Genomic DNA, 24,639 nt, shown 5'->3' with positions numbered 1-24,639 from the left:
CGGGCCCCCCGCCCCCCCCCTCGCCGGGGGGGGGGGGGGGGGGTCGGGGGGGGGGGGGGGGGGGGGGGGGGGGGGGCCGCCGGGCCCCCCGCCCCCCCCCCGCCCCCCGGCCCGGCTCGCGGTTCAGCAGGACTGGGTGCCGATCAGGGCGTGGTAGGCGTCCAGGTCGTACAGGTAGCCCTTGACGTCGGGGCCGTCGGTGGCCGGGTCTCCGTGGTCGTCGGTCAGTACTCCGTTCTGGTTGAGGCCGTAGCTGTAGTAGCCGTGGTGCAGCTTGTAGATCAGGTCCTGGCTGCCCACGCTGTAGCGCGCGGCGGACGAGGCCGTGGAGCAGCTGAAGTTTCCGAGCGCGGACATCGCCACCCGGTTCCCGGTCACGTTCATCCAGCCCTCGAAGACGTACAGGGCGGAACTGCGCAGCCCGGCCGAGTCGGTGGAGGCGAACTCGTGGCCCATGCCCAGTTGGCCCTGGACCGGGCTGGTGCTGCCGTCGGCGATGTGGGCGGGGCCGTTGACGCTGGTCACCGTCTTGTCGAAGGTGTCAGCGGCCAGCTGGTTCCAGATCCCCATCAGATCGGTGGTGTGGTGACCCTCCCAGACGAACGGGCGCTGGATCGGCGCGTTGGCGGCGGAGCCCACGGTGGTGTAGCAGCCGCCGGCGTTGGTCAGGCCGGCTGCGTCGAGCTGGGAGGCCATGGTGGCGTCGTTGAAGCCGGCCAGCATGCCGTCCCAGGCGGCGGCGCCGAAGTACTGGATCGCGGCGGCCTCCACATCGACGTATCCGTCGCGGTAGTTGGGGTTGTTGGTCTTGCTGAAGTTGCCGAAGCCGCAGATGCCCGAGGAGAAGCTGCTGGCGTCGTTGTAGGTGTAGTTGCCGGCGAAACCCATCGCCTCCTCCAGCAGCGAGACCTTGTTCTGTTCGGCCGCCGAGAGCTCGCTCCAGGTCGGCCCGTTCTTCAGCAGCAGCAGCGCCTGGGCGACGGGCGCGTGCGCCCAGCCTTCCAAACCGCCGTCGGCGTCCGGCTCGTGGCCGCCGGCGATCAGGCTGCGCACCTGGGCGAGCAGCGCGCTGTCGACGGTGGTCCCGTCGGTGGCCTTCGTCCCGGGTGCCTGCCGGTCGACCAGGGCGAGGTAGTAGAGCACCTTGGCAGCGCCGATGTTGACCGGGTTGGTACCGGGCCTGGGCACCGCCGAGGTGGGCACCGCGTAGGCGATGCCCGGCGCGGCGACCGCCGAGTCGATCTCGGCCTGGGTGAAGGTTCCGCCACCGCCGGATCCGCTGGTGGTGGCACTGACCGGGGCACTGCGGGCGGACTCGACCCCCGCCGCGTCCACGGCGGAGACCGCGTAGGTGTGCGTGCTGCCCGCCGCCAGCCCACCGACGGTGGCACTGGTGGTGGTCGAGGTGGCGACCACCGTGCTGCCCTCGTACACCCGGTAGGACACCGCCGGGTCAGCGCTGGACGCCTCGGACCAGCCGAGAGCGACTGCGGAGTTGGTGGTTCCGGTCACCGCGAGGGCGGTGGGGACGGGTGGTGCGGTGGGGCCTCCTGCGCTGGTGGTGGCGCTGACCGGGGCACTGCGGGCGGACTCGACCCCCGCCGCGTCCACGGCGGAGACCGCGTAGGTGTGCGTGCTGCCCGCCGCCAGCCCACCGACGGTGGCACTGGTGCTGGTCGAGGTGGCGACCACCGTGCTGCCCTCGTACACCCGGTAGGACGCCGCCGGGTCGGTCCCGGAGGGTTCGGACCACGACAGCGGGACGGACGAGCTGGTGACGCTGCCGACGGTCAGGCCGGTCGGGACGGCCGGACTGCCGCCCGTGCTCTGCCCGTTGACGGTCACATTGGTCGGGGCGACGTAGCCGGTCGTGTAGTCGCCGCTGAACTGGAAGGTGACGTGGGCCCCGGGCGCGATCGAACCGTTGGAACTCGTGCTGGCGAAGGTCTCGTGCCGGCCGCTGGACGTCAGTGCGGCCGAGGCCACGCTCTCGATGTTCATGCTCGGGTCCAGATCCAGTTGGACGTTCCAACCGGTGGCCGTGGACGGGGAGTTGTTGGTCACGGTCACCTCGTCGGTGTAGCCGCTGCCCCAGTCCTTGATCTTCCCCACCGAGGCGGTCAGCCCGCCGCCCCCGCCGCCCGGTACGACGACGGTCACGGCTGCGCTGTGCGGGGACTCGACACCTGCCGCGTCGACGGCGACGACCGTGTAGGTGTGGGTGCTACCGGGAGCCAGACCGCTGATGGTCGCGCCGATGACGGTGTTGGTCGCGACGACCGTACCGCCCTCGTACACCCGGTACGAAGCTGCGGGGTCGCTGCTGGTCGGCTCGGTCCAGCTGAGGTCGACCGTGGTCCCGGTGGTGTTGGTCACGGTGAGGCCGATGGGCGCGGCCGGGGCACCCCCTCCGCCGCCCGGCAGGGTGGCGGTGACGGCAGCGCTGTGACCGGACTCGACGCCCGCCGCGTCCACCGCGGTGACGGTGTAGCTGTGGGTGCTGCCGGCGGCCAGCCCGCTGAGGGTGGCACCGGTGGTCGTCGAGGTGGCGACCACCGCGCTGCCCTCGTACACCCGGTAGGACGCCGCCGGGTCGCTGCCCGTCGGCTCGGTCCAGTTCAGGGTCACGGAGGAGCTGGTGCTGCCGCTGACCGCGAGACCGGTGGGCGTGGCGGGGGATGTTCCGCCGCCGCTCTGCTGCGCCGTGCTCAGGGTGAAGTCGGCGAACTCGTCGGTGGTGGTGTGGCGCGGGCTCCACGAGGTGTCGTGGCCGCCGTGGAAGGTGGAGAAGAACGTTCCGGAGACGGGCGTGCCGCCGAGGGTCTGCGTGGTCTGGCAGACCGGGGTCGATCCACCGTCGGACCAGATGGTGATCTGTCCGGAGCCCGTGTTCACCAGTTGCTCGATGGAGTGCCACTTCCCGTCGGCCGGGAAGTGCCAGTTGCCCAGGCACAGGTCCGCGCCGAAGCCGCTGCCCGCGGCGGTGTAGAAGTACAGCTCGCCGTTGGGAGCGCTGGTGCTGCCGCCGCGCCACATGTAGCGGGTCGACCAGCCGCCGTTGCAGTGCTGGCCGCCGCTCTCGCAGCCGGGGACGCCGCCGTACAGTCCGGGCATCTTCCCGGCCGTCTTGCCGCCGAAGTCGAAGCCGACCGGGAAGTTGTACCAGTACTTCAGGTCAACGGTCGGACTCTGGGCCAGTGCCTGCTGTCCGTTGAGGTTGAGGTTCTGGTAGAACTGGCCGCCGCCCAACCCGCATCCGCAGCTGGGCGGTCCGCTGGGGGCCGGGTAGGTGACCTTGAGCGCCTGGCCGCCACCCGGGGCGGTCGGGTCGCTGACGGCCTGGAGGTTGGAGTAGCCCCAGTTGCACGGGGCCGTCGAGGTCGCGCCCTGGCACTGCTGGGAGTCCGGGGTGATCCCCCAGGACTGGTGCCAGGCGGTCGAGGGGAAACCGTCGAAGGTCCCCGTCCAAGACGCGGACGCCGCCGCCTTCGCGGCCGGAGTCGTCGCGCTGCTCGGCCCCGCCAGGCCGAGGGAAGCGGCCAGCGCGACCAGCGCCACCGCCAACGTGCTGCCGAGCAGGCGCCTGAGGCCGACTCCGGACGGTGCTGTCATCCATCTCATACGTGCCACTCCTGACGGTGGAAAACCTGATGGACATCCTTCAAACGAAGGTTCTCTGACACGCCGTCACAAGCAAGGTGTCATAAGGTAAGAGTTCAATATGATGACTAGGATTCATATACATGAACACACTTTTGACACGCCGCAGCTCGCTCCGTTGATCACTTGCCAGGTGTTCACATATGAGCACCTCGGTCACACATGAGGCTGGCACCATGAGCCTCAGAGCCTGGCAGTACGCCCCGCATACTTGTCGTGGACCTGGCAGACTCTGTATACACCTGTGTTGTCAGATGTTTGCTTGGCGCCGGGATCGTAGCCCCCGAGCCGCGCCCGGAACCCGAGCCGGCCCCCGTCTTGTCCGTCTCAACGAAGGGCAACACCCATGCGCACATCACATCGCCGCTCCGCAGCCGTCATCGCCGTCGCCGCCGCGATCGCCCTCGGCGTCGCCGCGCCCGCCACCGCGGCGCAGGCCGCGCGCCCGGCCGTCGCCGCCGCCGCGAGCAGCACCGGCGTGACCTACGCGGGCTGGCTGTCCGACGTCACCGCCGTCACCGACCAGGCGCAGAGCTACCTGGTGCAGCGCATCGCCTCGGCCTCGTCGACGGACCGGCTCGCCATCGTCCTGGACATCGACAACACCGCGCTGGCCTCGTACTTCAACCCGACGACCTATCCGGTTCCGGCGACTCCGACGGTCCTGACGCTGGCCAAGTACGCCGCCGCGCACGGCGTGAGCGTCTTCTTCGTCACCGGCCGCCCCGAGGCGATCGACCCGGTCACGCTCCTGAACCTGGGGGCCGTCGGCTACCCGGTGGCCGGCCTCTACAGCCGTGACCTGGAGGACCTGTTCACGTCGCTGGAGACCTTCAAGACCGGAGCCCGCACCGCGATCGAGAACCGTGGCTACACGATCATCGCCAACATCGGCAACAGTGCCAGCGATCTGACCGGCGGCCACGCCGAGCAGACCTTCAAGCTGCCGGACTACAACGGGCTCCTCGACTGACGCCGCACGCCACGCACACCCCGGGGCGGCTTCCTACCCACACGGCCGCCCCGGCCACGGAGTTGGAAGAAAAGGGGACGACATGTTATTCAGACGATCCACGAGCAGCGGTTCAGTTGGGCGCATCAGTCGGCCCGTGCAGACCCTACGGGTGATCGCGGCGGGGTCGGCCGCCGTACTGCTCGCCATGACGACTTCGACCGGGACGGCGTCCGCACAGCCGACGACCTCGAGTGACGCGTTCAACAGCCTGACCACCGAGAACCATGCCGACTGGATGGCTCAGGTGCCGGACCAGACCGGCCTGGGCGCTCTGTCCGTCCCAGGCACCCATGACACCCTCGCCATCCACGGCGGTCTCGCCCCGGCGGCCTACGAGGCCCAGGAGGATCACGGCGATGGCGCCGCCTCGCTCGACGCGCAGCTCAACGCCGGCATCCGGGCCATCGACATCCGGGTCAGGGTCGTGAACGGCGGCACCGCCTTCGCGATCCATCACACCGACGTGTACCAGAACGCGAACTTCGACGACGTGCTGACACACGCCCGGTCGTTCCTGTCCGCCCACCCCGGCGAGTCGATCCTGATGGACCTGCACGGCGAGTGCGACGCGGACACCACCGAGGGCGGCAGCGGAAGTTCCTCGATCGGACACTGCGCTGACGATCCGTCGAACATCACAGCCGCCGACCGGATCCGCATTCTCGCCGGCTACGTCTCGCGTTACCCGGGACTCTTCTACGCACCCACCGTCACCGGCAGCAGCACGGCGGGCATGCCCACCGTGGGCCAGGTGCGCGGCCATGTCGTGCTGGCCGACTTCACCGGCCCGCGGGGCGAGATGTACTCCGGCTACGGGCTGACGCAGCTGACCACGGGCAACTCCGGCCAGTACGTCGAGAACGACTGGACGCAGTGCGGGCTCGCACAGAAGTGGAGCGAGGCGCAGGCGAACCTGGTCGCCGCGAGCAACGACACGACGGGATCGATGTACACCACCTACACCTCGGCGAACTGCTCGCCGTTCGGCGCGGGTCCGGCCGACATGGCCGGCGGGTACTTTGGTGGCAGCGGCGTGAACCAGCGCGCCCTCGACTATCTCAACAGCGGCGGGGCAGCGCGCACCGGAGTGGTGCTGACCGACTACCCCGGCCACGCGCTGATCGACGCGATCATCAGCCGCAACCCCGGTGCGTCCCTTTCCGGCCCCGTCGCTTCTGCCGTCTCGGGCAAGTGCCTGGACGACTTCAACGCGTCGGCGGCACCCGGCGCCACCGTGGACCTGTGGAGCTGCAACGGCAGCGCCGCGCAGTGGTGGAACTGGTCCTTCGTCGGCGGGACCCTGCGGGTCAACGGCCTGTGTCTGGACGTCACCGGCGGGAACACGGCCGCGGGGACCCCGGTGGAGCTGTGGACCTGCAACGGCGGCGCCAACCAACAGTGGAGTCAGGCCTCCGGCGGCGAGCTGGTCTCCCCCCAGTCAGGCGAATGCCTGGACGACCCCGCGTCCGCCACAGCCGACGGCACCCGCCTGGAGATCTGGCCCTGCAACAGCGGTGCCAACCAGCACTGGTCACTTCCTTAGCCGCCCAACGGCGGCATCGTGTGTACGAACATGTTCGTGGCGAACTTGTTTGCTACGAACATGTTCGTTACGCTCGAGGCATGACAGCGCACTCCGCAGCACCCCGCAGCCGCCGCGAGCGCCCGGCGAAGCCGGCCCTGACCAGGGAGGGCATCATCGCGACCGCGGTCGCCCTCATGCACGCCGAAGGACTGAAACGGGTCACCATGCGCCGGCTGGCGCAGGAGCTGGACACCGGGCCCGCCTCCCTCTACGTCTACGTCCGCAACACCGCCGAGCTGCACGCGGCCGTGCTCGACGAGCTTCTCGGCGCGGTCGATCTGCGGCCGGCCAAGGCCGCGGGCGACTGGAGCGACCGGCTCGTGCAGGTCCTGACCTCCTACACCGTCGTGCTGTTCGAGAATCCCGGCCTGGCCCAGTCCGCCCTGGTGGCCCGTCCCTCGGGGAAGCGCTACCTGGACCTGCTGGAGGCGCTGCTCTCCCTGCTGCACGAGGGCGGTGTCCCCAACAAGCGGGCGGCCTGGGGGGTCGACGTCCTGCTGCAGTTCGCCACCGCGACCGCCGCCGAGCAGGCCACTCGGGACCAGGCCGCCGACGCCCAGGACGAGCAGGACGCCCTGACAGCGGCCGTACGCGGCGCCTCGCGCCGCACCCACCCGCATCTGGCCGAGCTCGGCACCGAACTGTTCTCCGGCACCGGGCGGGACCGCCTGACCTGGGGCTTTCGCACGCTGATCAACGGAACGCTGGCCACCCCCCGGCCGGACACCGCCTCGGCCGAAGACATTCACCCGTAACCCGTCGCGCCCGACCGGACCAAGGAGTGCACCACCATGTCCCCGCACCACCCCATCACCATCATCGGGGGCGGCCTCGGCGGCCTGACCCTCGCCCGCGTCCTGCACGTCAACGGCATCCAAGCCACCGTCCACGAGCTCGAAGCCGGACCTGACGCGAGGGTCCAGGGCGGCATGCTCGACATACACGAGGACTCCGGCCAGGCCGCCCTGCGCGCCGCGAACCTGTACCAGGAGTTCCGCGCGATCATCCATTCCGGTGGCGAGGCCATGCGGATCCTCGACAAGCACGCGGTCGTCCGCCTTGAGGAGCTCGACGAGGGCGACGGCGAGCGGCCCGAGGTCGACCGCGGACAACTGCGCGACCTGCTGCTCGACTCGTTGCCCGACGGCACGGTCCGCTGGGGCACGAAAGTCACCGGGGCCCGCCCGCTCGGCGACGGACGGCACGAGGTGGCCCTCGCCGACGGGTCGAGCTTCACCACCGACCTCCTGGTCGGCGCGGACGGTGCCTGGTCGAGGATCCGCCCGCTGGTCTCCGACGCCGTCCCCCTCTACTCCGGCCTCTCCGCGGTCGAGTTGGACTTCCCCGACGCCGACGCCCGCCACCCCGAGAGTGCCGCCGTCGTCGGCGGCGGCATGCTCTTCGCTCTCGGCGAGGGCAGGGGCTTCCTGGCCCACCGCGAGACGGACGGCAGCCTGCACGTCTACGCGACGTTCTATGCGCCCGAGGACTGGATCACCGGCATCGACTTCACCGACACCGAGGCAGCGAAGGCTGTTGTGCTGGAGCACTTCGCCGACTGGGACAAGAGCCTGCAGGCGCTCATAGCCGACGCCGACGGCACGCCGGTCCCCCGCCGGATCCACGCACTGCCCGTCGGCCACCGCTGGGACCGTGTCCCCGGCGTCACCCTGCTCGGCGACGCCGCCCACCTGATGTCCCCGTTCGCCGGCGAGGGAGCCAACCTCGCCATGCTCGACGGAGCCGAACTCGGCACGGCCATCGCCACCCATCGCGGCGACACCGAAGCCGCACTCGCCGCCTACGAGCAGGCCCTGTTCCCCCGCAGCCAGGCAGCCGCGGCCGAGTCCGCCGACAACCTCGTCGTCTGCTTCAGCGACGACGCCCCCCAAGGACTGCTCGACCAGTTCACCCGCAACCACGCCCAGGCCGAGTGAGGGCGGCGCGCCACAGGGTTCCCACAAGGTCGACTCCTAGCGTGCGGCCAGGAAGTAGCCGAGCCTCAACGCCGAGGAGGGCAACAATGACGAACGTGCGAGCAAGGATGGCGCTGCTGGCTGCGGCCGGTGTGACCGCCGCGTGCACCGGCGGTGGGACCGGCGGAAGCGGGGGTGCGGCGGCGCCTGCCGCCGGGGGCATCCACACGATCAAGCACGTCGTGGTCATCATGCAGGAGAACCGGTCTTTTGACTCCTACTTCGGCACCTTCCCCGGCGCGGACGGCATCGCGATCAGCAACGGCGCACCCACCGCCTGCGTTCCCGACCCGACCGGCGGAGGCTGCGCCAAGCCGTTCCACGACACCGCCGACCGCAACAGCGGGGGCCCGCACGGCCAGACCAACGCCACCGCCGACATCAACGGCGGCGCCATGAACGGTTTCGTCGCCCAAGCCGAGGCCGGGCGCAAGGGCTGCCTGAACACCACCGACCCGGCCTGCACCCAGGGCAGTGGCAGCACCGACGTCATGGGGTACCACAACGGCAGCGATATCCCCAACTACTGGGCCTACGCCAAGAACTTCGTTCTGCAGGACCACATGTTCGAGCCGAACGCGTCCTGGTCCCTGCCCGCGCACCTGTTCCTGGTCTCCGAGTGGTCGGCTCACTGCACCCAGCACGACAACCCCGCCAGCTGCACCAACGCCCTGCAGAGCCCGGGCAACCCGCCCGACTTCGCCGCCGCCGGACGCAGGAAGTCGCCGCCACCCACCGCGCAACGACCCGCACCGATCTACGCCTGGACGGACCTGACCTACCTGCTCCACAAGAACAACGTCACCTGGGGCTACTACGTCATGAAGGGAACCGAGCCGGACTGCGAGGACGCCACTGCCATGACCTGCTCCCCGGTCAAGCAGAACGCCAAGACCCCCGGCATCTGGAACCCGCTCCCGTACTTCGACACCGTCAAGGCCGACCATCAGGAAGGCAACATCCAGTCCCTGGACAGCTTCTACAGCGCCGCCAAGGCCGGCACCCTGCCGGCCGTGTCCTGGATCGCCCCTGCCGGACCAGTCAGCGAGCATCCACCCGCGCTCGTCAGCGCGGGCCAGTCCTACACCACCGGCCTGATCAACGCCGTCATGAACAGCCCCGACTGGAACTCCACCGCGATCTTCCTTTCCTGGGACGACTGGGGCGGCTTCTACGACCACCTGCAGCCGCCCTCCGTCGACCAGAACGGCTACGGTCTGCGCGTCCCGGGCCTGGTCATCAGCCCTTACGCCAAGCAGGGGCTGATCGACCACCAGACCCTCTCCTTCGACGCCTACGACAAGTTCATCGAGGACGACTTCCTGCACGGCCAGCGCCTCGACCCCGCCGGCGACGGCCGCCCCGACCCCCGGCCCGACGTCCGCGAGACCAACAAGGCGCTCGGCGACCTCAGCGCCGACTTCGACTTCACCCAGAAGCCCCGTCCACCCCTGCTTCTGCCGGTCCACCCCAGCACCGACCTCACCCCGCCGACGGCCGCCGCGACCCCTTGAGACACGGCGTGCCCGGCCGGCGGCGACACCAGCACTGAGCACCTCGCGTCGTGCACCGAAATAGGGTGATTCGCGGCTAAGGTGCGCTTATGCGACTCGCCCCGTGGTGGGCCTTGCTCTCGTCGGGATGTGCCGTTGTCCTGCTGGTCGGCGGATGGACGATCGCGGCCTACCTTCAGGGGCCGGGCTACGACCCCACCGTCCAGACGATCAGCTCGCTCGCCGGCTACTCCGCCCGGGACCGCTGGCTGATGACCAACGCGATGATCGCGGTAGGGGCCTGTCACGGGATCACCGCTCTTGGGCTGCGCGCCGCAGCGCCCGCCGGCCGGCTCGCGCTGGTCTTCGGCGGAGTCGCAACGATCCTGGTCGCCCTTTCTCCGGAACAGGTCAGCGGCCCCTCCTTCCGGCACGGTGCGGCGGCCGGGGTGGGCGCAGTGGTCCTGGCCGTCTGGCCGTGGCTTGCCACCGGTCGGGGTCCGTTCACCCCGTGGGCACTCAGACCCGCCGTTTCAGCTGTGGCGACCGCGCTGCTGCTCGCCGCCGTAGCCTGGTTCGTGGTCGAAGTGCATGCCCACAGCGCCGCCGGGCTCTCCGAGCGTGTCGTGTCGACAGCTGAAACTGCGTGGCCACTCGTCGTGGTGGCCTCCTGCGTGGGTCGCACGTCCGATGCGGTTCGTCCGCTCAAGAGCCGCTCGAACTCGCGTCCTCGGTCCTGACCCCGTACCCATGGGCATGGCGGGAGCCCCCGCTCGACACAGGGGCTCCCGAGCGCCGGGGAGAAGAGGCTGTGGTGCCTGCCCGGCGGCGCGCCGGTCGACGGGATCACGGCCGGACCAGCGCACATGTCCATGGAGCGCCCTGGCTCCCGCCGCCGCGAGCCGGGTGGGCCGTCCGGGCGAATCCCCTTCGCGGACCGGGCGCCTGCGTCGTCTCCTGGTGCCATGACGACCCCTCACCCGTTGATCGGCTTCACGAACGACCTGATGGCCCTCACCAGCGACCTCGACCAGGCGACCGCTGCGGACTTCGTCGGGCGCGTCTGGGACGCGGGGCGACAGGACGGCGCCCACCAGGGATTCCGGAGTGCGCAGAACGTCGCGGACCCAGGAGCACGACCGGCGCGAAGCCCAACTACGGCAGCTGGCCGCGCGGCTGCGCGATCTCCGGGTCAGTGACGCCCGGATCGACGCGATCATCGAGGAGATTCAAACGACGTGACGGCTTCGGCTGCGGGGCCGGGCCGTTGCCGGGGTGGTTCAGGACTACCCGACTTCGCGCCGGTGACGATCCTCCATCCGGGCGAGCCGGACACAGTCGCGGCCCTGACCCGTGGCGCCGTCCGTGACCATGTTCGGCGTCCTCGCGCACCGCCCCGCCTGATCAGCGGTTGTCCGCAGGCCCCCCACCGGGTCCCGGCGCGGTGAAGGACTCCACGAGGTGCTCCGGCGCGGCCTGCTTCCACGAGTCCACGAGGATGTCGTACAGCTCCGCCATGTCCTCCAGCGCGCCTAGCCGCACCCGCACCCAGTCGGAACGCGCCTCGTGCGGCGGCACCCAGAACTTCTCCGGTTCGGCGGCGATCAACTCCAGCCGATCGTGCTTGGGGCACCGCACGGCGAACGACGTCTGATCATCGGGGACCGTGACGAACATCTTCCCGGCGACGCGAAACGTGGGCATGCTCCACGCTTCCTTCTCCGCGGTCTCGGGGAGGGACAGCGCGATACGACGGACATCATCGGCATCTATCACGGTCACCACCCTAGACGTCGACCACGACAGACCGGCCCCGGTCGTCTCCTGGTGGAGAGGACCGGGGCCCGTGTCCCTGAGGAGGGTCTTCTCAGGGAGTGAGTTCAGCGACCCTGGTGAATCCGTCCTGCGCAGCCGTCACGACGATCCGCACCTGAGTGGTGGTCACCCCCGCAGCGAACGGGATCCAGCGGTACAGCGCGGAGTTGCCGGACACGTCCGCCTGTGTCACCCACTGCGAACCGTCCCACGTCTGCACGGTGAAGTCGGTCGGGACGCCGTCGGGGTTGGAGGCGAACCCGACGCCGTCGAGCGTGACTGCGGAAGGCGCGGTGACGGTGAGGCTGTCGGGGAACTGCCCCTGGGTGTCGTCGTTCCAGAACGTCGCGAGGTTCCCGTCGATCGCGTTCGCCGCGACGTAGGTGCGCGTCCCGCCGTTGACGATGTTGGGCGCGTGCTCGCTCGACGCCGACGCAACCGTGCCGGTGGGCCAGCGGCCGAACACAGGCACCGAGACTGCCGCCGTCGCGACGGAGCCGTCGGGCGCCCGCACCTTCACCTTCAGGGGATACACCCCGCTGGCAGCGCTGCTCGGCACGGTGACCCGCAGGGTCGTCCGGACGTCGGACGTGGCCGGGGTGAGCGGGATATCCGCCGGTGCCGCCGTCGCCGTCCAGCCGGTGGGCACGGTCGCCCCGACGGAGGCCGAGCCCGCGCCGGTGGACCGCGCCTCGACCACGGCGGTCACGTCGCCGCTGCCGCCCGGGGCGATGGGCGCCGGCTGGCTTGCCGTCACCGACAGGCGGGTGAACGGCGTCTTCGGCGGCAGGACGGTGAAGGTGTAGTCGCCCGAGCCTGCGGTGAGGGTGAGCTCCTGGTCGGTCGCCCGTCCGACGGTCAGGCCCGGATCGGACTGCGCGCCGTGGCCGGCCGCGTAGATCGTCCGGCCGCCTTCGGTTACGGCGGACCCGGTGCCGCCGAGCAGCGGCAGTCGGATCGTCGCGGTCGTGCCGACCGGGACGACCGCGTGGTAGGTGAGCGTGGTCCCGGCGCGCTGCCACGAACTGACGACCGTCCCGCGCACGGTCTGCTGCTGTCCCGAGGCAGAGGTCAGATCGCCGACGACGCCGGGAGCGAGCGTCAGACTGCGGTATCCGGATCCGGTGCTGCCGGGCTGGATCCCGGCGAGTTGCTGGTAGAACCACTGGCCGATCGAGCCGCCCAGGCCGATGTGGTCCTTCGACGATGTCCCGTCGGGAGCCGAGGAGTTGACCCACTTCTCCCAGATCGTGCCGGGGCCCTGGCCCATCATGTAGCCAAAACTGGGGTAGTCGGTGCGTTCGGCCAGCGCGAGCGCGACGTCGTCGCGCCCGTACCTGCCGAGCGCCTGGAACACGAAGGTCGTGCCGACGAAGCCGGTGGTGAGGTGGTCGTCGTGCGCGGTGATGTCCTGCACCAGATTGTCGACCGTGGCCTGTTGGTGCCCCGCCGGCACGAGGCCCAGCACCAGCGGCATCGCGTAGGACAACTGCGTTCCGGTGCCGAACACACCGGTGTCCGCGTGGAAGTAGCGCTTGGTGAACCCCGCAGCGATCTGGTCGGCCAGCGCGCGGTAGCGCTGGGCGTCGGACGAGTGGCCCACGACGTCCGCCATCTTCGCGAGCAGTTCCGCGTCCAGGTAGTAGAAACCGGTCTGGAAGAAGTCGTGCGGTGTGCTGACCGTGGACACCCAGTCGTCGCCCCACGACGTGGGCGCGTTGACGATGACGTGGTCCGCGTCGCTGATCGTGCCGAGGTAGTCCACCCACGCCTTCACGTGCTGGTAGTTGGCGGTGACGGGTTGCGTGCTGCCGTACTGGGTGTAGGTGTCCCAGATGATCTGCGGATACGCCGTCCCCCAGGCCGGATCGGTGGCCCAGGAACCCTGGCCACCGTTGGCCGGTGCCACCGACGGGATGCTGCCGTCCGGGTTGAGGCTGGTCACCACGTCACCGAGCCACTTCGAGTAGAACGACTGCATGTCGTAGTTGCTCATCGCCTCCAGGTCGGAGTCCGCGGCATCTCCCAGCCAACCGTGCTTCTCGCGGGTGGGGCAGTCCAGCGGGATCGACTGCAGGTCGTTGAGCTGGGTCTGCGCGCCCGCGTTCTGGATCGTGTCGAGCAGCGGACTCGACGAGCTGAACTGGCCGGTCGTCGCCACATCGGTGTGCACGACCTGGGCGGTCACGGTGACTTCGGCGCTGTCCGGCAGGCCGGTCAGTTCGGCGTACCGGAAGCCCGAGTAGGCGAAGTGCGGCGCGTAGGTCTCCGTCCCGGAACCGCTGAACGTGTAGTGGTCGGTCTGCCGCGGCGGGTCGCTCGCGGAGAAGCTGATGTTCGTGGTCGAGACCTGCCCGGCCGAGTCGAGGATCTCGCCCTTCTTGATGTCCACGGTCGTACCGGCGGGTTGGGCCGCCGTGACGGTCACCCAACCGGTGATGTTCTGACCGAAGTCGTAGACCCGCTCTCCCGTCGCGGGCCGGGTCTCCTTCGCCGGTGCGAGCGTTCTGACGATCCTGGTCGGCGACGTGGTGTCTGCCTGCAGTTGGGTGACCGCGGAGTAGCCCACCGAGGGATGCGCCCCGTAGACGCCGAGCTCGGCCAGGCGGAAGGTGCAACTCGTGCCGATGCAACGCAGTTTGGTGGCGGTGACCCGTACGTACCTGCCGGTGGCGTCGGTCGGGAGGGCCACCGGCGAGGTGCCCGGCTGCGGCTGGTCGGCGCCGGTGCGGTCGGCGACCGTGGTCGCGGTCGCGAAGGTCGGGTCATCACTGACCTGGACCAGGTAGCGCACCGGGAATCCGGCGCCCTTCAGGTCTCCGGCGGGGTCGTTGGTCGGCCGCGCGGGAAAGAGCGTGATCTGCCGAACGTTCTGGTCCGAGCCGAGATCGGTCTGCACCCACTTGGTGACGCCGGCCGCCGATTCGATCGCCGAATGGTAGCCCTCGGACGCATCGCTAGAACCGTCGACGCCGTCGGTGAGCGCGGCGGGCGACCAGCCACAGCAGGTGGTCGAGTCCAGCGCCGTCACCGGCCTGTCCTGGGCCAGGCTCAGCGGATGCGACGCCGGCGCCACCGTGTGCGCGTCGGCCCACGAACTGTCGTCGAAGCCGGCCGTGTCCCATCCCGTAACGGACTTGCGGGCGTCGTAGGTCTCCCCGAGGTAGAAGTCGTCGCCGGTCACCGGCCCCGGGGCGGTCTTCCAGGACGGATCCGTGCCGAACACGGCCTTGGAGCCGTCGCTGTAGGTCACGTCGAGCTGTGCCACGAACGTCGGCCGGCCGCTGAACTGCCCCTTGCCCGCCATGAACGCGAGCGCGTTGCGGCCCTGGTGCACCTGACCGGTGACATCGAGGTCGCGGTAGAGAGCCCGCGATCGGTAGTCGGTGACCGAGGAGTCGAGGACCTCGTCCGGTGCGACGCGCGCACCGTTCAGGTGGGGCTCGACGAGCCCTTGCGCCGCGAAGTACAGCCGCGCTCTCGCGACCGGCTTGGCGATGTCGAAGGCACCGCGTACCAGGGCGCCGTCAGTCGCCTGCACCCACCAGGCCGACCAGTCCCCAGCGTTGAGCAGCCCGGTGTCGAAGGACGCGGCGGCCGACCACGGGGACGGCTCTCCCTGCCTGTTCCAGGTCCGCACCGACCAGAGGTAGCTGCGATCGCTGCTGAGCGCGGGGCCGGAGTAGGTGACGCCGGTCGAGTTCTGCGAGGTCACCCGGCCGGAATCCCAGCTGCCGGCCGACCCCGATCCGACCCGGACCTCGTAGGCGGTCTGCGTCTCCGCCCGTTGGGCGTCGTGCAGGGTCCATGAGAGCGCGGGTCGCGCTTCGCCGGCCGGTAGTCCCGCCTGCTGACCGTCGACCCTCAGGTCCGTCGGCGCGAGCGCGCTGCCTGCGGCGCTCGGTGGCCGGAGCGGCGCGGCCGAGGCGGTGGCGGGCACAGCGGCAGGTACGGCCAGCGCCGCCACGACGGTCGCGGCGAACACGGCCAGGTAGGGCCGCCGCACTCTTCGCCACTCGGTGAATCTCACTGATGTGTCTCCTCGTCGTTGATGAAGACTCTTCACTGACCGGCGCCGGTGACTGTGACGGTGTGCGTACCGGACCGCACCCCGTGCAGCGTCAGGTAGCCGCCCTGCAGCGTGGCGGCGGAGCCGGCGAGGCTTGCCCCGTTCGGGGCGGAGTGGGCCACGGCCGGTCCGGAATGGGAGAGCGTCGCGGTGAGGGCCCCGACGACGGCGATCGCCTGGGCGGTGCGGGCCTTACGCGCAAACGCGTGTATCGAAGACATGAGGCTCCAGGAGTTCAGGCGGCCGCGTCCCGCGGCTGCCTGCGGTGATGTGGATTCCACGACCTGTAACGTTTCAAGCCGAGGGCAGGATGTCCGATGGGGCGAGTACGATTTCAGGGGTTGTCCGGTCGCGCGCGACTACTACGCGCGACTACTACGGGGTGAGTTCGGCGACCCGGGTGTAATTGCCGTTCTGGGTCTGCGAGGCGGTGACGACGAGTCGGATCTGGGACGTCGTGACAGGGCCGCTGAAGGGGATCCAGCGGTCGAGCGCGGAGTTGCCGCTCACCTGCGCCTGCGTCGTCCAGGCCGTGCCGTCCCAGGTCTGGACCGCGAAGTCGGTGGGGACGCCGTCGATGACGGAGGCGAATCCCACACCGTGCAGCGTGAGCGGTGATGGCGTGGCGACCGTGAGCGTGTCCGGGAACTGGCCGGGTGTGTCGTCGTTCCAGAAGGTGCCGAGGTCTCCGTCGATGGCGTTGGCGGCGTCGTAGGTGCGCTGCTGTCCCTGGAAGACGTTCGGTGCGTGCGCGCTGGACGCGGACGCGGTGGTGCCCTTCGGCCAGCTGCCGAACACCAGCAGCGGTGTGCTGACGTGCGCCGTGACGTGGCCGACGGCGGCAGTGATGTCGATGGACTGCGGCCCGCTCGCGGCGTCATTCGGTGCGTGCAGGGTCAGCGGCACGACCGTGTCGGTCGGCCCGTCGCGGGTGTCCAGGCTGAAGTTCGCCGGATCCGCGGTCCATCCCGCAGGCAGTTGCGCGGTGACGGTGCCGCGCAGGACGGTGTCGCCCTGAGCGGTGACGGTGACCGGAACCGTCAGGGTGTGACCTGCCTGGACCGGGGCCGTCGGCGTGGCGGTCGCTGCCACGGCGAGAGTGGTGGGGACGTGACCGACTTCCCGGCTGCGGATGGTCGCTCTGGCCGGCGCGCCGTGCAGGACGACGTAGCCGTTCTCGATGTGCGCGCCGTAGGCCAGTCCGCTGCGGCCGTTCCACACACGCTTCCCGTTGAGGGTCACCTCGGTGGTGCCGCCGAAGGTAGGCACGTCGATCTCGTCGACCGCCGCGGTCGGGGCGTTGACCTGCTCGGTGAAGGTGCGGTCGGACACGTCGTGCTGCCATGCCAGCTTGATGTCACCGAGCGGCGTCCTGAGGGAACCCTGCGCGGTAGCCAGATCGCCGGGCTGCGGTCTGATGGAGTAGCCACCGGTGACGGCCCCGGGCCGGATGCCGAGCACGTAGAAGGTCAGCGCGGAGGTCGGGCCGGTGGCCCAGCCGTGCGCGGCGCTCATGTAGGCGCCGCCGTAGCCGAACTGGCCGTTGGCAAGGTAGCCCTCCCAGAAGGTACTGCCGGTGCCGAGCGGGGAGTTGAGCATGTAGCCCCACTCGCGACGCATCAGGTCCAGTGCGCGGGTCGCGTCGCCGGCCTGAAGGTGGGCCTGGAGCTCCATGGATCCTGGGAACGTCGCGATCTCGGAGTTCTTCTCCGGCGTCGTCGCGCCGTAGGCGTTCCAGTTGGTGGTGAGAGCGGCGCTGACGCGTTTGGCACGGTCTGCCGGTGCCAGTCCGAACCAGACGGCAGCCGAGTTGCCGTCCTGGGGGTGGAGCTCGCTCGTCGGGTTGTCGCGGTACTCCCCCGCCGAGTCGTCCCAGAGCAGGTTGTTGACGGCCGCTCCGACGGTGTCACCGGTGGACTTCCAGGCCGACGCCGACACCTGGTCGCCCTCGGCCCCGGCGAGGGCGGAGCCCGTCATGAGGGCCTGGTGGAGCAGCGCGTTGGCCTCGATGTTCTCGCCGCCCTGGTCGCTGCGCGCCCAGTCCGCGGTGCCGGTGACCGACATCAGACCGTCCTGCTGGATCTTGCTCAGCGAGTAGGCCAGCGCACGCTTGTAGTTCGACCACTCGCCGTCCAACCAGGCCTTGTCATGGGAGTACTGGTAGTAGCTCGCCGTGCCCAGGAGGGTCCACAGATGGTAGGTGTCCGAGCCGTAGAAGTTGACCTGCGGTCCGGCGAAGGGGAGTTCGCCGGACGTGGCCTGGTGCTGGTAAAGCGTGGTCAACGCGTTGCGTGTGGACGTGAGGTCACCCAGCGACGCGTACTCGGTGGGCACCGAGACTCCCAGGTCGCCCGGCCACACCGTGCGGTCGCGCTTGGCGCCGTCGACGAGCACGGTGTCACCCGTTCCGACGGTTCCGCTGTTGTTCCAGCCGACGGTCGGCGGCCCCCATACCCGCCCCGTGCTGGGCGAGATGGTGTTGGTCTGCACGGTGTAGGCACCCGCGTACCAGATCCGGTTGAGCAGCGGATCGCTGGAGTAGAAGTAGTTGTCGTAGTCGCGCAGGTTCGCCATGGTGGGCGCGAAGGAGACGGCGACGGAGAGTCGGTCGAGGGTGATCGGCCCGTCGGACGTGGCGAAGAGCGTGAGATAGCGGAACCCGCCGCGCAGTGAGGCCTGGGGCATCGTCCAGTCGGCCCCCGGGGTGACGCCCGCGTAGATCGCGCCGTCGGCACCGGCACCGCCGTTGCTGGCATCGCTGGTCGGACCGATGTACTGCGACGACTCGCTGAAGGCCAGTCCCAGCTGCTGTCCTGCGACGTTGGCGGTCGTGAAGTGCAGGCTCGCCAGGCCGCCGACCTCCTCGCCGAAGTCCAGCGTGATCGACGATCCCGATCCGGTCAGTGTCGTCGGGCGGCCGTGCAGGAGCGCAGTCGAGCTGCTGACAGTGCCCGTCGTGCGGGTCACCCGGACCGGAATGACGGTGCGGCCGGCCGGTGCGAGGTTGTAGGCGTCCCAGGGTCGGGACGCCGGCTCGGCAGTGGCCGCGTTGGCGCCGGCCTGGGCCATGGGCAGCCCGGCCAGGGTCAAGCCCACCAAGGCCAGGCCGATGCCCGCGAACCGCCTTTTACCCGGGTGCCGAACAGGGCGTTCAGGAATTGCCATGGATGGCTCTCCAATGTCTGGCCGCTCCGTTAATGAAACGTTTCAGTCACGTTGCACGTTGGAAATATATGAGAGGCAGTCGGGAAGCGTCAATGGTTTGGACGTTCTACCGGCGTGGGCGCTCTGCCGACGCCGGGTCACTCAAGTGAAGCCAGTGACCTACGGGTTGGCTAAGACCGACCGGCACCTGGGGGGTGGGTGAAGGAGCGGGTCGAGGGCCGAGTCTGGGCGGGGCGGAGGAGGGAGCCATTGCGGAGCACTGGCGACTGACGACAACCCGGTCAGGCGAGAGCCGTCGGCCCGCGACGCCGCCCCCCATGTGCCGGTCGGTCTAAGGTAGGAGGTCGGGGCGAGAGGGGAGTCGCGGATGACCGGCGGGTTCGAGGACTTTGTTCACACCGCGACAGGCCACGTGCCCTATGCGTACCAGGCCAGGCTGGCCGCCGAGGGACTCCCCGGACTCCTCAAAGCCCCGACGGGAGCGGGCAAGACCGTCGCCGCCGTACTGCCCTGGCTCTATCGCCGTCTGGTCTCGGCGCCGGAGCGGACGCCGCGCCGACTCGTCTACGTGCTGCCGCTGCACAGTCTCGCCGACCAGACCTTCGCGCGAGTCGGCGAGTGGCTGGACCGGCTCGGGCGCGCGGACGAGGTCGGGCTGCATCTGCTCACAGGCGGCTCGGCCCAGGACGGCCTCTGGCGGCGGCGCCCTGAGCGGACGGCGATTCTGGTCGGTACCCACGACATGCTGCTGAGCCGGGCGCTCATGCGCGGGTTCGCCGACTCGCAGGAGATGGCACCGGTGTCGTACGGCCTGCTCCACACCGACACCCAGTGGGTCTTCGACGAGATGCACCTGCTCGGCCCGGCCCTGCCGACGAGCGTCCAGCTGCAGCGTCTGCGGGACCTGCTCGGCACATCCGCGCCGACCAGAACCATGTGGATGTCCTCGACCTGGGATCCGAACGGGCCGGGAGACCGGCTTCCCCTCGTGGAACTGGGCGACGCGGACAGCCAGGGTGGACTGGCCGTACGGCTGAACGCGGTCCGGCGGATCCGGCGGCTGGAAACCGACCCCGAGCGCTACGTCGAAGACCTCGCGCAGGCCCTCGACGCTGCGCACGTCCCCGGGACCCAGACCGTGGCCGTGCTCAACACGGTGGAACGGGCACGGGCGCTCCACCGCGCGCTGCGCGAGGCCGCCCCGGACCGGGAGGTCGTGCTGATCCATCCAAACTTTCGAGCGGCCGACCGGCTGAGCCGGCTGGCGCAGCTCGCCGACACCCGCCCCGGGGTGGGTCCCGGCGCACAGCGTGACCGGATCATCGTCGCCACGCAGGCGCTGGAAGCCGGGTTCGACCTCTCCAGCCGCACCCTGCTGACCGAGCTCGCGCCCTGGAGCTCGATCGTGCAGCGCGCCGGCCGCTGCAACCGCGAGGGCGAACACCCCCAGGGCGGCGACCTGTTGTGGTGCAGGCCACCGACCGGAGAAGATCCCGACGCGGAAGCGTCCGCGCGATGGCTCACCGCCCATGAGGGCGATGCGGTCACCTCCGCGCAGTTGCGGGACGTCCGGATCAGCCAGTACACGCCGCCTCTCCACGTACTGCAGCAGCGCGATCTGCTGGAGCTCTTCGACACCGCCGCCGGTGCCGACGTCAGCCGCTGGCTCTGCGCTGCCGCGGACCTCACGGTGCTGGTCGCCTGGCGCAGTTGGGAGACCGGCGAGCCCGCCGACGACGAACCCGGTCCGGGCCGTGACGAGCTCTGCCCGGCACCCCTCGCCGACCTGCGGCAGATGCTCGACGGCCGTGCCTGGATGCGGGACCGGCTGGACGGCCGCTGGCGGCGAGCGGTGGCCGACGATCTCCGTCCCGGCGTGACTCTGCTGCTGGACGCCCGGTACGGCGGCTACCTCGCGGACCAGGGCTGGGCCCCCGAGAGCCGCACCCCGGTACCGCTCTCCTGCGGAGCAGCCGCCCAGCAGTCCTTCAGCTGCGTCAGTTGGGTCAGTCTCGACCAGCACCTCATGGAGACCGAGGACGAGGCCCGCAGGCTCGTCGACGCTCTGCCCGGCCTCTCCGCGGAGCAGCGGGAGGCCGTCACTCGGGCGGCCCGCTACCACGACCTCGGCAAGTGCCACGACGTGTTCCAGGAGATGCTGCGAGGCGGCGGCGGCGACCCGCCCGAGGGTCTGCTGGCAAAATCCAAGGCCCCCTACAGCACCGGCAGTTCCAGTCGGTTGTACTTCCGGCACGAGCTGGTCAGCGCGCTGATGCTGCTGCACGGTGAGCACTGGCACGGCGACCGGGCCGATCCCACGCTGGTGACCTACCTGGCCGCCGCCCACCACGGCAAGGTGCGGATCTCGGTACGTCCGGCGGGTGCGGAGGCGCCACAGCTTCTGGGCGTCCGGGACGGGGACCGCACACCGCCGGTCCAGTTGTCCAGCGGCGAGCGATTCCCCGGGCAGTCCCTGCGGACCGCGGTCTTCGGGCCCGGGCCCGGGCCCGGGTCCGGGCCCGGCGGGTCCGCCGGGTCGTGGACGGAGCGTGCGCTCACCCTCCTCGACCGCCACGACCTCGGGCCCTTCCGTCTCGCCTATCTCGAAACCCTCGTGCGCGTGGCGGACTGGCGTTCCAGCGCGCGCCACGACGGTCCGGTGGACGGGCTCACCGGGTAGGACTCTGTTCCGGAGCACGTCGGGCCAGCAGGCGGTAGGCGTTGGACAGACGGGTACGACCGGCGACGCGGGCGATCACGCGGTCCAGCAGCGTCGCGAGCAGCAGTGCCGGGGCTGCGGCCAGCAGAAGCGCGCCGCGCACCGTGCGCCGCAGCCGGCCCGGCGGGGCCCCCTGGCGCCACGGCGCGTCCTCGGCGGGCGCAACCGCGTCGAACAGCAGCCAGCACGCGGCGAGAAGATCCACCGGGTCGTGCGGCTCGCCGTGCTGCTCCAGCACGACGGTGAAGCCCAACGCACCCAGGCGCGCACGCAGGTTGGCGGCCGGTACCAGGTTCAGGTGCTGCGGCTGAAGCCACGGCAGCCACCAGCGGCCCAGGAGCCGGGCGTAGCGGCACTGCGGGTCGGGCACCTCGATCAGCAGCAGCCCACCGGGGCGCAGCGCGTCCCGGGCTGCGGCCAGCTCCCGTTGCGGATCCCTGCTGTGTTCCAGGTAGTGGAACATGCTCACCACGTCGTACTGTCCCGAGAGGGTGGGCGCGAGTTCGGGGAACGAACCACGGAAGCCGCGGACCAGCCGTCCGTGCTGCTCGGCCAGCTTCACGCCTTCGCTGAGGTCCAAGCCGTCGAACGAGGTGTCCGGGAAGACCTCTCGGGCGGTGTCGCAGAAGTGACCGTGCCCGGTGCCCACGTCCAGCCAGCTGCCCGGCGCCGACGCGAACCGGACCACGGACCGCGCGCGGTTCCGGTAGGTCCCGGCCCGGGTCCCGAAGACGCCGGCGAGCCGTTGCTCGCCGAGGCCGTCGTAGAAGTCGCGGTAGTAGAACTCAAGTCCAAGTTCCGAGAGTTGGGGGTTCTGGAAGACGTGCGTGCAGTCCAGGCACTGGTCCAGTACAAATCGTCCGGGCTTGTGCTGCAGCAGGTCGCGGGTGCGCAGCCGGATCCGCAACCGGGTGGACCCGCACCAGGGGCAGTCGGTGCGGCGCGGTTCGAAGAACCGGTCGGTACCCTCGGCCAGGTCGGCGCGATAGCTGGGACGAAGGGCGGCGATCCTGGCGGTCCGTGCCTCCGCCGCGGTTGCGGTCGGGTCTGCCTCGGTGGCGGTCATCACATGCGCCTGTTCGTCGGCTGCGGACTTGGGCGGAGCAGCAGTTCGAGGTGGTCGGCAGCGGCCGCCGCGCCGCCTGCCGCCCGGAAGGAGGCGGCGATGCGCTGCGCCGCCGCCCGGTAGGCAGGGGCGTCGAGGACCGTGTCCACCGCCTCGCCGAGCCTGGCCGCGCTGGTCCGGCCGAAGCGCACCCGGATGCCGGCGCCGGCGGCCACCACCTGGCCCGCCACCACCGGCTGGTCGTCGCGGATCGGAGCGACCACCAGCGGCACGCCGTGCCACAGGCTCTCGCACACCGTGTTGTGTCCGGCGTGGCAGACCACGGCCGCAGCGCGCGCGAGCAGCGGCACCTGCGGCACGGAGGGCAGCACCAGGACGTCGGCGTCCGGCGGAGGGAATCCGAGGACGCCGCCCGGGTCCACGATGACCGCCTGCAGGCGGTCGGAGCGGGCCCGCAGCGCGCTCTGGCAGGACGTCAGGAAGGCCGCGCCGGCGTCGGTGTTGGCCGTCCCCAGGCTGACCAGCACCAACGCCCGCTCCGGGTCCAGCCACTGCCAGGCGAAGGACGGGTCCGTGGCGCGCGCGGCGATCGAAGGACCGACGAACCTGATCGGGCGGCCCCCGTCCTCCGGGCCCGGCCCGGAGACCGGTCCGGCGAGCTCCGGGGTGGTGAAGGCGAGAGTGAGCTGCGGGGAGAAGCGGGGATCGACGGAACTCTCCGGGTCGCCGATGCGCTTGCGCAGATCGGCCAGGAGGGCGGTGATCCAGGCGTCCACCAGGGGCATGCCGTCCAGCGCGCCGGTGAATTCCGCAGGGGTCGTCGCGGAGGTAGCCCAGGGCAGACCGAGCCGCTCGGCGACCAGCGCGCCGGCCACCGCCTGCTGGTCCGCGACCACGACGTCGGCGCCGAAGTGGTCCACCGCCGCGACCACGCCAGGGGCCATCGCCTCGGCGAGCGGTACCAGGAAGCTCTCCCAGAGGAACTTCAGCGCGGCCGGTCCGCGCAGCTCCGGCGGTCGCTGCACGGGCCGATCCGACGCCGGATCGGTGACGACGTCGCAGGGGAACACCTCGGCGTCGGGGCCCGCCACGCGGTGGACCAGCTCGGGGTGCCCCGCCCAGGCGGTGGCATGTCCGCGGGCGGCCAGTTCGGCCGCGACGCCCAGGGTCGGGTTCACATGGCCGACCAGCGGCGGGACCACGAAGAGGAATCGGCTCACCTGACACTCCCCTGCGGCTCTGCGGACCGGCCCGCGTATCGCTCGTCGGTGGTCGGACCGCGCAGTTCGGCGCCGTTCTGCCGCAGCCAGGACAGGGTGAGTTCGCGCACCACGTCCGGGGTCTCCACCAGGACGGAGTGCTCCTGCCCGGGCACGAAGGTGCTCCGGCAGGACGGCAGCAGCGTGTCCAACCAGGCCGCCTGGTCGGCCAGATCCGACTCGGTGCCGTAGACCGCCAGCACCGGGCAGCGGATCGTGCGGAGCTCCGCCTCGGTGGGCAGCCGGCTGGCGGGGATGTCGCGGGCCAGCGAGGTCTCGGCCAGCAACCTGGCGGCCGAGCGGGCCAGGCGAGCCGTGTGTGAGCCGTGCTGCTCCGAGACCCACGCCAGGGTCTCCTCCCTGGGCAGTTGCTCCTCGGCTCGCCGCAGCATGCGGTCCAGCTTGGCGGCCCAGACCGGGGTGGCGGGTTCGGACTCGATGGCCAGAATGCTCAGTACCTCCTCAGGGCGCCTGGCTGCGAGTCCGAAGGCCACCGTTCCACCGAAGGAGTTGCCCAGCAGATGGAAGGGACCGGGGAGTTGCAGCCGGTCCAGCAGGATGTCCAGGTCGTCGACGAAGTGCTCCAGGCGGTAGCCGGTCTGGGGCCGTGCGCTGCGACCGTGGCCGCGCTGGTCGTACATCAGCACGTCCACCCCTGCGGCGGCGAGCGCGGGGGCAAGGGTGAAGTAGTAGCTGGCCAGGCTGTCGGTGAGCAGCCCGTGCACCAGTACGACCGTGGCGGCGGGCGGCCGTCCGTCGCGGGGGGCGAGCCGCTGCACATGGCAGCGGAGCCCGTCGAGCTCGAGGAAGGCCATGG

At 70.5% G+C, this 24,639-nt stretch carries 16 protein-coding genes; 8 read left to right on the top strand and 8 right to left on the bottom strand.

Translation table 11 applies throughout. The features are described from left to right. Positions 1 to 123: 123 nt before the first annotated feature. Entirely contained in the window at positions 124 to 3,621 is a 3,498-nt protein-coding gene (locus ABIA33_RS03830) for a polysaccharide lyase (protein ID WP_370076905.1), read from the bottom strand. Positions 3,622 to 4,006: 385 nt separating this feature from the next. Between ABIA33_RS03830 and ABIA33_RS03825 the strand changes: the two genes are divergently transcribed. The 7 genes from ABIA33_RS03825 (at position 4,007) to ABIA33_RS03795 (ending at position 10,971) form a co-directional block, all read left to right on the top strand. Then, a complete protein-coding gene (locus ABIA33_RS03825; RefSeq protein WP_370076903.1) occupies positions 4,007 to 4,633 on the top strand; it encodes an HAD family acid phosphatase in 627 nt (208 codons plus the stop codon). A 136-nt stretch (positions 4,634 to 4,769) separates the two neighbouring features. Then, positions 4,770 to 6,218, top strand: a complete 1,449-nt coding sequence (locus tag ABIA33_RS03820) for a ricin-type beta-trefoil lectin domain protein (protein ID WP_370076901.1) — start codon at positions 4,770 to 4,772, stop codon at positions 6,216 to 6,218. Positions 6,219 to 6,298: 80 nt separating this feature from the next. Further along, the gene (locus tag ABIA33_RS03815) at positions 6,299 to 7,015 is read left to right on the top strand and encodes a TetR/AcrR family transcriptional regulator (protein WP_370076899.1); all 717 of its coding nucleotides are present in this window, start codon (positions 6,299 to 6,301) and stop codon (positions 7,013 to 7,015) included. Positions 7,016 to 7,051: 36 nt separating this feature from the next. Continuing rightward, complete coding sequence (locus ABIA33_RS03810) at positions 7,052 to 8,197, top strand: FAD-dependent oxidoreductase (RefSeq protein ID WP_370076897.1); 1,146 nt, start codon at positions 7,052 to 7,054, stop codon at positions 8,195 to 8,197. Between the two features lie 86 nt (positions 8,198 to 8,283). Further along, complete coding sequence (locus tag ABIA33_RS03805) at positions 8,284 to 9,750, top strand: alkaline phosphatase family protein (protein WP_370076895.1); 1,467 nt, start codon at positions 8,284 to 8,286, stop codon at positions 9,748 to 9,750. 89 nt (positions 9,751 to 9,839) lie between these two features. After that, positions 9,840 to 10,469, top strand: coding sequence for a DUF998 domain-containing protein (locus tag ABIA33_RS03800; RefSeq protein WP_370076893.1), 630 nt, complete (start codon positions 9,840 to 9,842; stop codon positions 10,467 to 10,469). Between the two features lie 367 nt (positions 10,470 to 10,836). Further along, positions 10,837 to 10,971, top strand: a complete 135-nt coding sequence (locus tag ABIA33_RS03795) for a hypothetical protein (RefSeq protein WP_370076891.1) — start codon at positions 10,837 to 10,839, stop codon at positions 10,969 to 10,971. A gap of 162 nt (positions 10,972 to 11,133) precedes the next feature. On the opposite strand, the gene ABIA33_RS03790 is transcribed toward ABIA33_RS03795, so the two are convergent. The 4 genes from ABIA33_RS03790 to ABIA33_RS03775 all read right to left on the bottom strand — a co-directional run bounded on the left by ABIA33_RS03790 (position 11,134) and on the right by ABIA33_RS03775 (position 18,778). Next, entirely contained in the window at positions 11,134 to 11,505 is a 372-nt protein-coding gene (locus tag ABIA33_RS03790) for an MmcQ/YjbR family DNA-binding protein (RefSeq protein ID WP_370076889.1), read from the bottom strand. A gap of 91 nt (positions 11,506 to 11,596) precedes the next feature. Next, positions 11,597 to 15,574, bottom strand: a complete 3,978-nt coding sequence (locus ABIA33_RS03785) for a family 78 glycoside hydrolase catalytic domain (protein WP_370076887.1) — start codon at positions 15,572 to 15,574, stop codon at positions 11,597 to 11,599. 32 nt (positions 15,575 to 15,606) lie between these two features. Next, complete coding sequence (locus tag ABIA33_RS03780) at positions 15,607 to 15,834, bottom strand: hypothetical protein (protein WP_370076885.1); 228 nt, start codon at positions 15,832 to 15,834, stop codon at positions 15,607 to 15,609. Positions 15,835 to 15,988: 154 nt separating this feature from the next. Then, entirely contained in the window at positions 15,989 to 18,778 is a 2,790-nt protein-coding gene (locus tag ABIA33_RS03775; RefSeq protein ID WP_370076883.1) for a discoidin domain-containing protein, read from the bottom strand. Positions 18,779 to 19,145: 367 nt separating this feature from the next. On the opposite strand from ABIA33_RS03775, the gene ABIA33_RS03770 reads away from it, so the two are divergent. After that, complete coding sequence (locus ABIA33_RS03770; RefSeq protein ID WP_370076881.1) at positions 19,146 to 21,458, top strand: CRISPR-associated endonuclease Cas3''; 2,313 nt, start codon at positions 19,146 to 19,148, stop codon at positions 21,456 to 21,458. On the opposite strand, the gene ABIA33_RS03765 is transcribed toward ABIA33_RS03770, so the two are convergent. The 3 genes from ABIA33_RS03765 to ABIA33_RS03755 are packed head-to-tail and all read right to left on the bottom strand — an operon-like array spanning position 21,448 to position 24,637. Next, positions 21,448 to 22,563, bottom strand: a complete 1,116-nt coding sequence (locus tag ABIA33_RS03765; RefSeq protein ID WP_370076878.1) for a class I SAM-dependent methyltransferase — start codon at positions 22,561 to 22,563, stop codon at positions 21,448 to 21,450. The two genes, ABIA33_RS03770 and ABIA33_RS03765, sit on opposite strands and share 11 nt — an antisense overlap. Beyond that, positions 22,563 to 23,783, bottom strand: a complete 1,221-nt coding sequence (locus tag ABIA33_RS03760; RefSeq protein WP_370076876.1) for a glycosyltransferase — start codon at positions 23,781 to 23,783, stop codon at positions 22,563 to 22,565. The genes ABIA33_RS03765 and ABIA33_RS03760 overlap by 1 nt, the downstream gene beginning before the upstream one ends. After that, positions 23,780 to 24,637, bottom strand: a complete 858-nt coding sequence (locus ABIA33_RS03755) for an alpha/beta fold hydrolase (protein ID WP_370076874.1) — start codon at positions 24,635 to 24,637, stop codon at positions 23,780 to 23,782. The genes ABIA33_RS03760 and ABIA33_RS03755 overlap by 4 nt, the downstream gene beginning before the upstream one ends. Positions 24,638 to 24,639 lie beyond the last annotated feature (2 nt).

The sequence above is a fragment of the Streptacidiphilus sp. MAP12-16 genome (assembly GCF_041262165.1).
Taxonomy (GTDB): domain Bacteria; phylum Actinomycetota; class Actinomycetes; order Streptomycetales; family Streptomycetaceae; genus Streptacidiphilus.
Note: the sequence above shows the minus strand (reverse complement) of the source record. Positions and strands in the feature narration are given on the sequence as shown.

Coding starts and splice junctions, on each gene's coding strand:
- ABIA33_RS03830 (WP_370076905.1), bottom strand. CDS start 3,621: ATGAGATGGATGACAGCACCGTCCGGAGTCGGCCTCAGGCGCCTGCTC.
- ABIA33_RS03825 (WP_370076903.1), top strand. CDS start 4,007: ATGCGCACATCACATCGCCGCTCCGCAGCCGTCATCGCCGTCGCCGCC.
- ABIA33_RS03815 (WP_370076899.1), top strand. CDS start 6,299: ATGACAGCGCACTCCGCAGCACCCCGCAGCCGCCGCGAGCGCCCGGCG.
- ABIA33_RS03810 (WP_370076897.1), top strand. CDS start 7,052: ATGTCCCCGCACCACCCCATCACCATCATCGGGGGCGGCCTCGGCGGC.
- ABIA33_RS03805 (WP_370076895.1), top strand. CDS start 8,284: ATGACGAACGTGCGAGCAAGGATGGCGCTGCTGGCTGCGGCCGGTGTG.
- ABIA33_RS03800 (WP_370076893.1), top strand. CDS start 9,840: ATGCGACTCGCCCCGTGGTGGGCCTTGCTCTCGTCGGGATGTGCCGTT.
- ABIA33_RS03780 (WP_370076885.1), bottom strand. CDS start 15,834: ATGTCTTCGATACACGCGTTTGCGCGTAAGGCCCGCACCGCCCAGGCG.
- ABIA33_RS03775 (WP_370076883.1), bottom strand. CDS start 18,778: ATGGCAATTCCTGAACGCCCTGTTCGGCACCCGGGTAAAAGGCGGTTC.
- ABIA33_RS03770 (WP_370076881.1), top strand. CDS start 19,146: ATGACCGGCGGGTTCGAGGACTTTGTTCACACCGCGACAGGCCACGTG.
- ABIA33_RS03765 (WP_370076878.1), bottom strand. CDS start 22,563: ATGACCGCCACCGAGGCAGACCCGACCGCAACCGCGGCGGAGGCACGG.
- ABIA33_RS03755 (WP_370076874.1), bottom strand. CDS start 24,637: ATGGCCTTCCTCGAGCTCGACGGGCTCCGCTGCCATGTGCAGCGGCTC.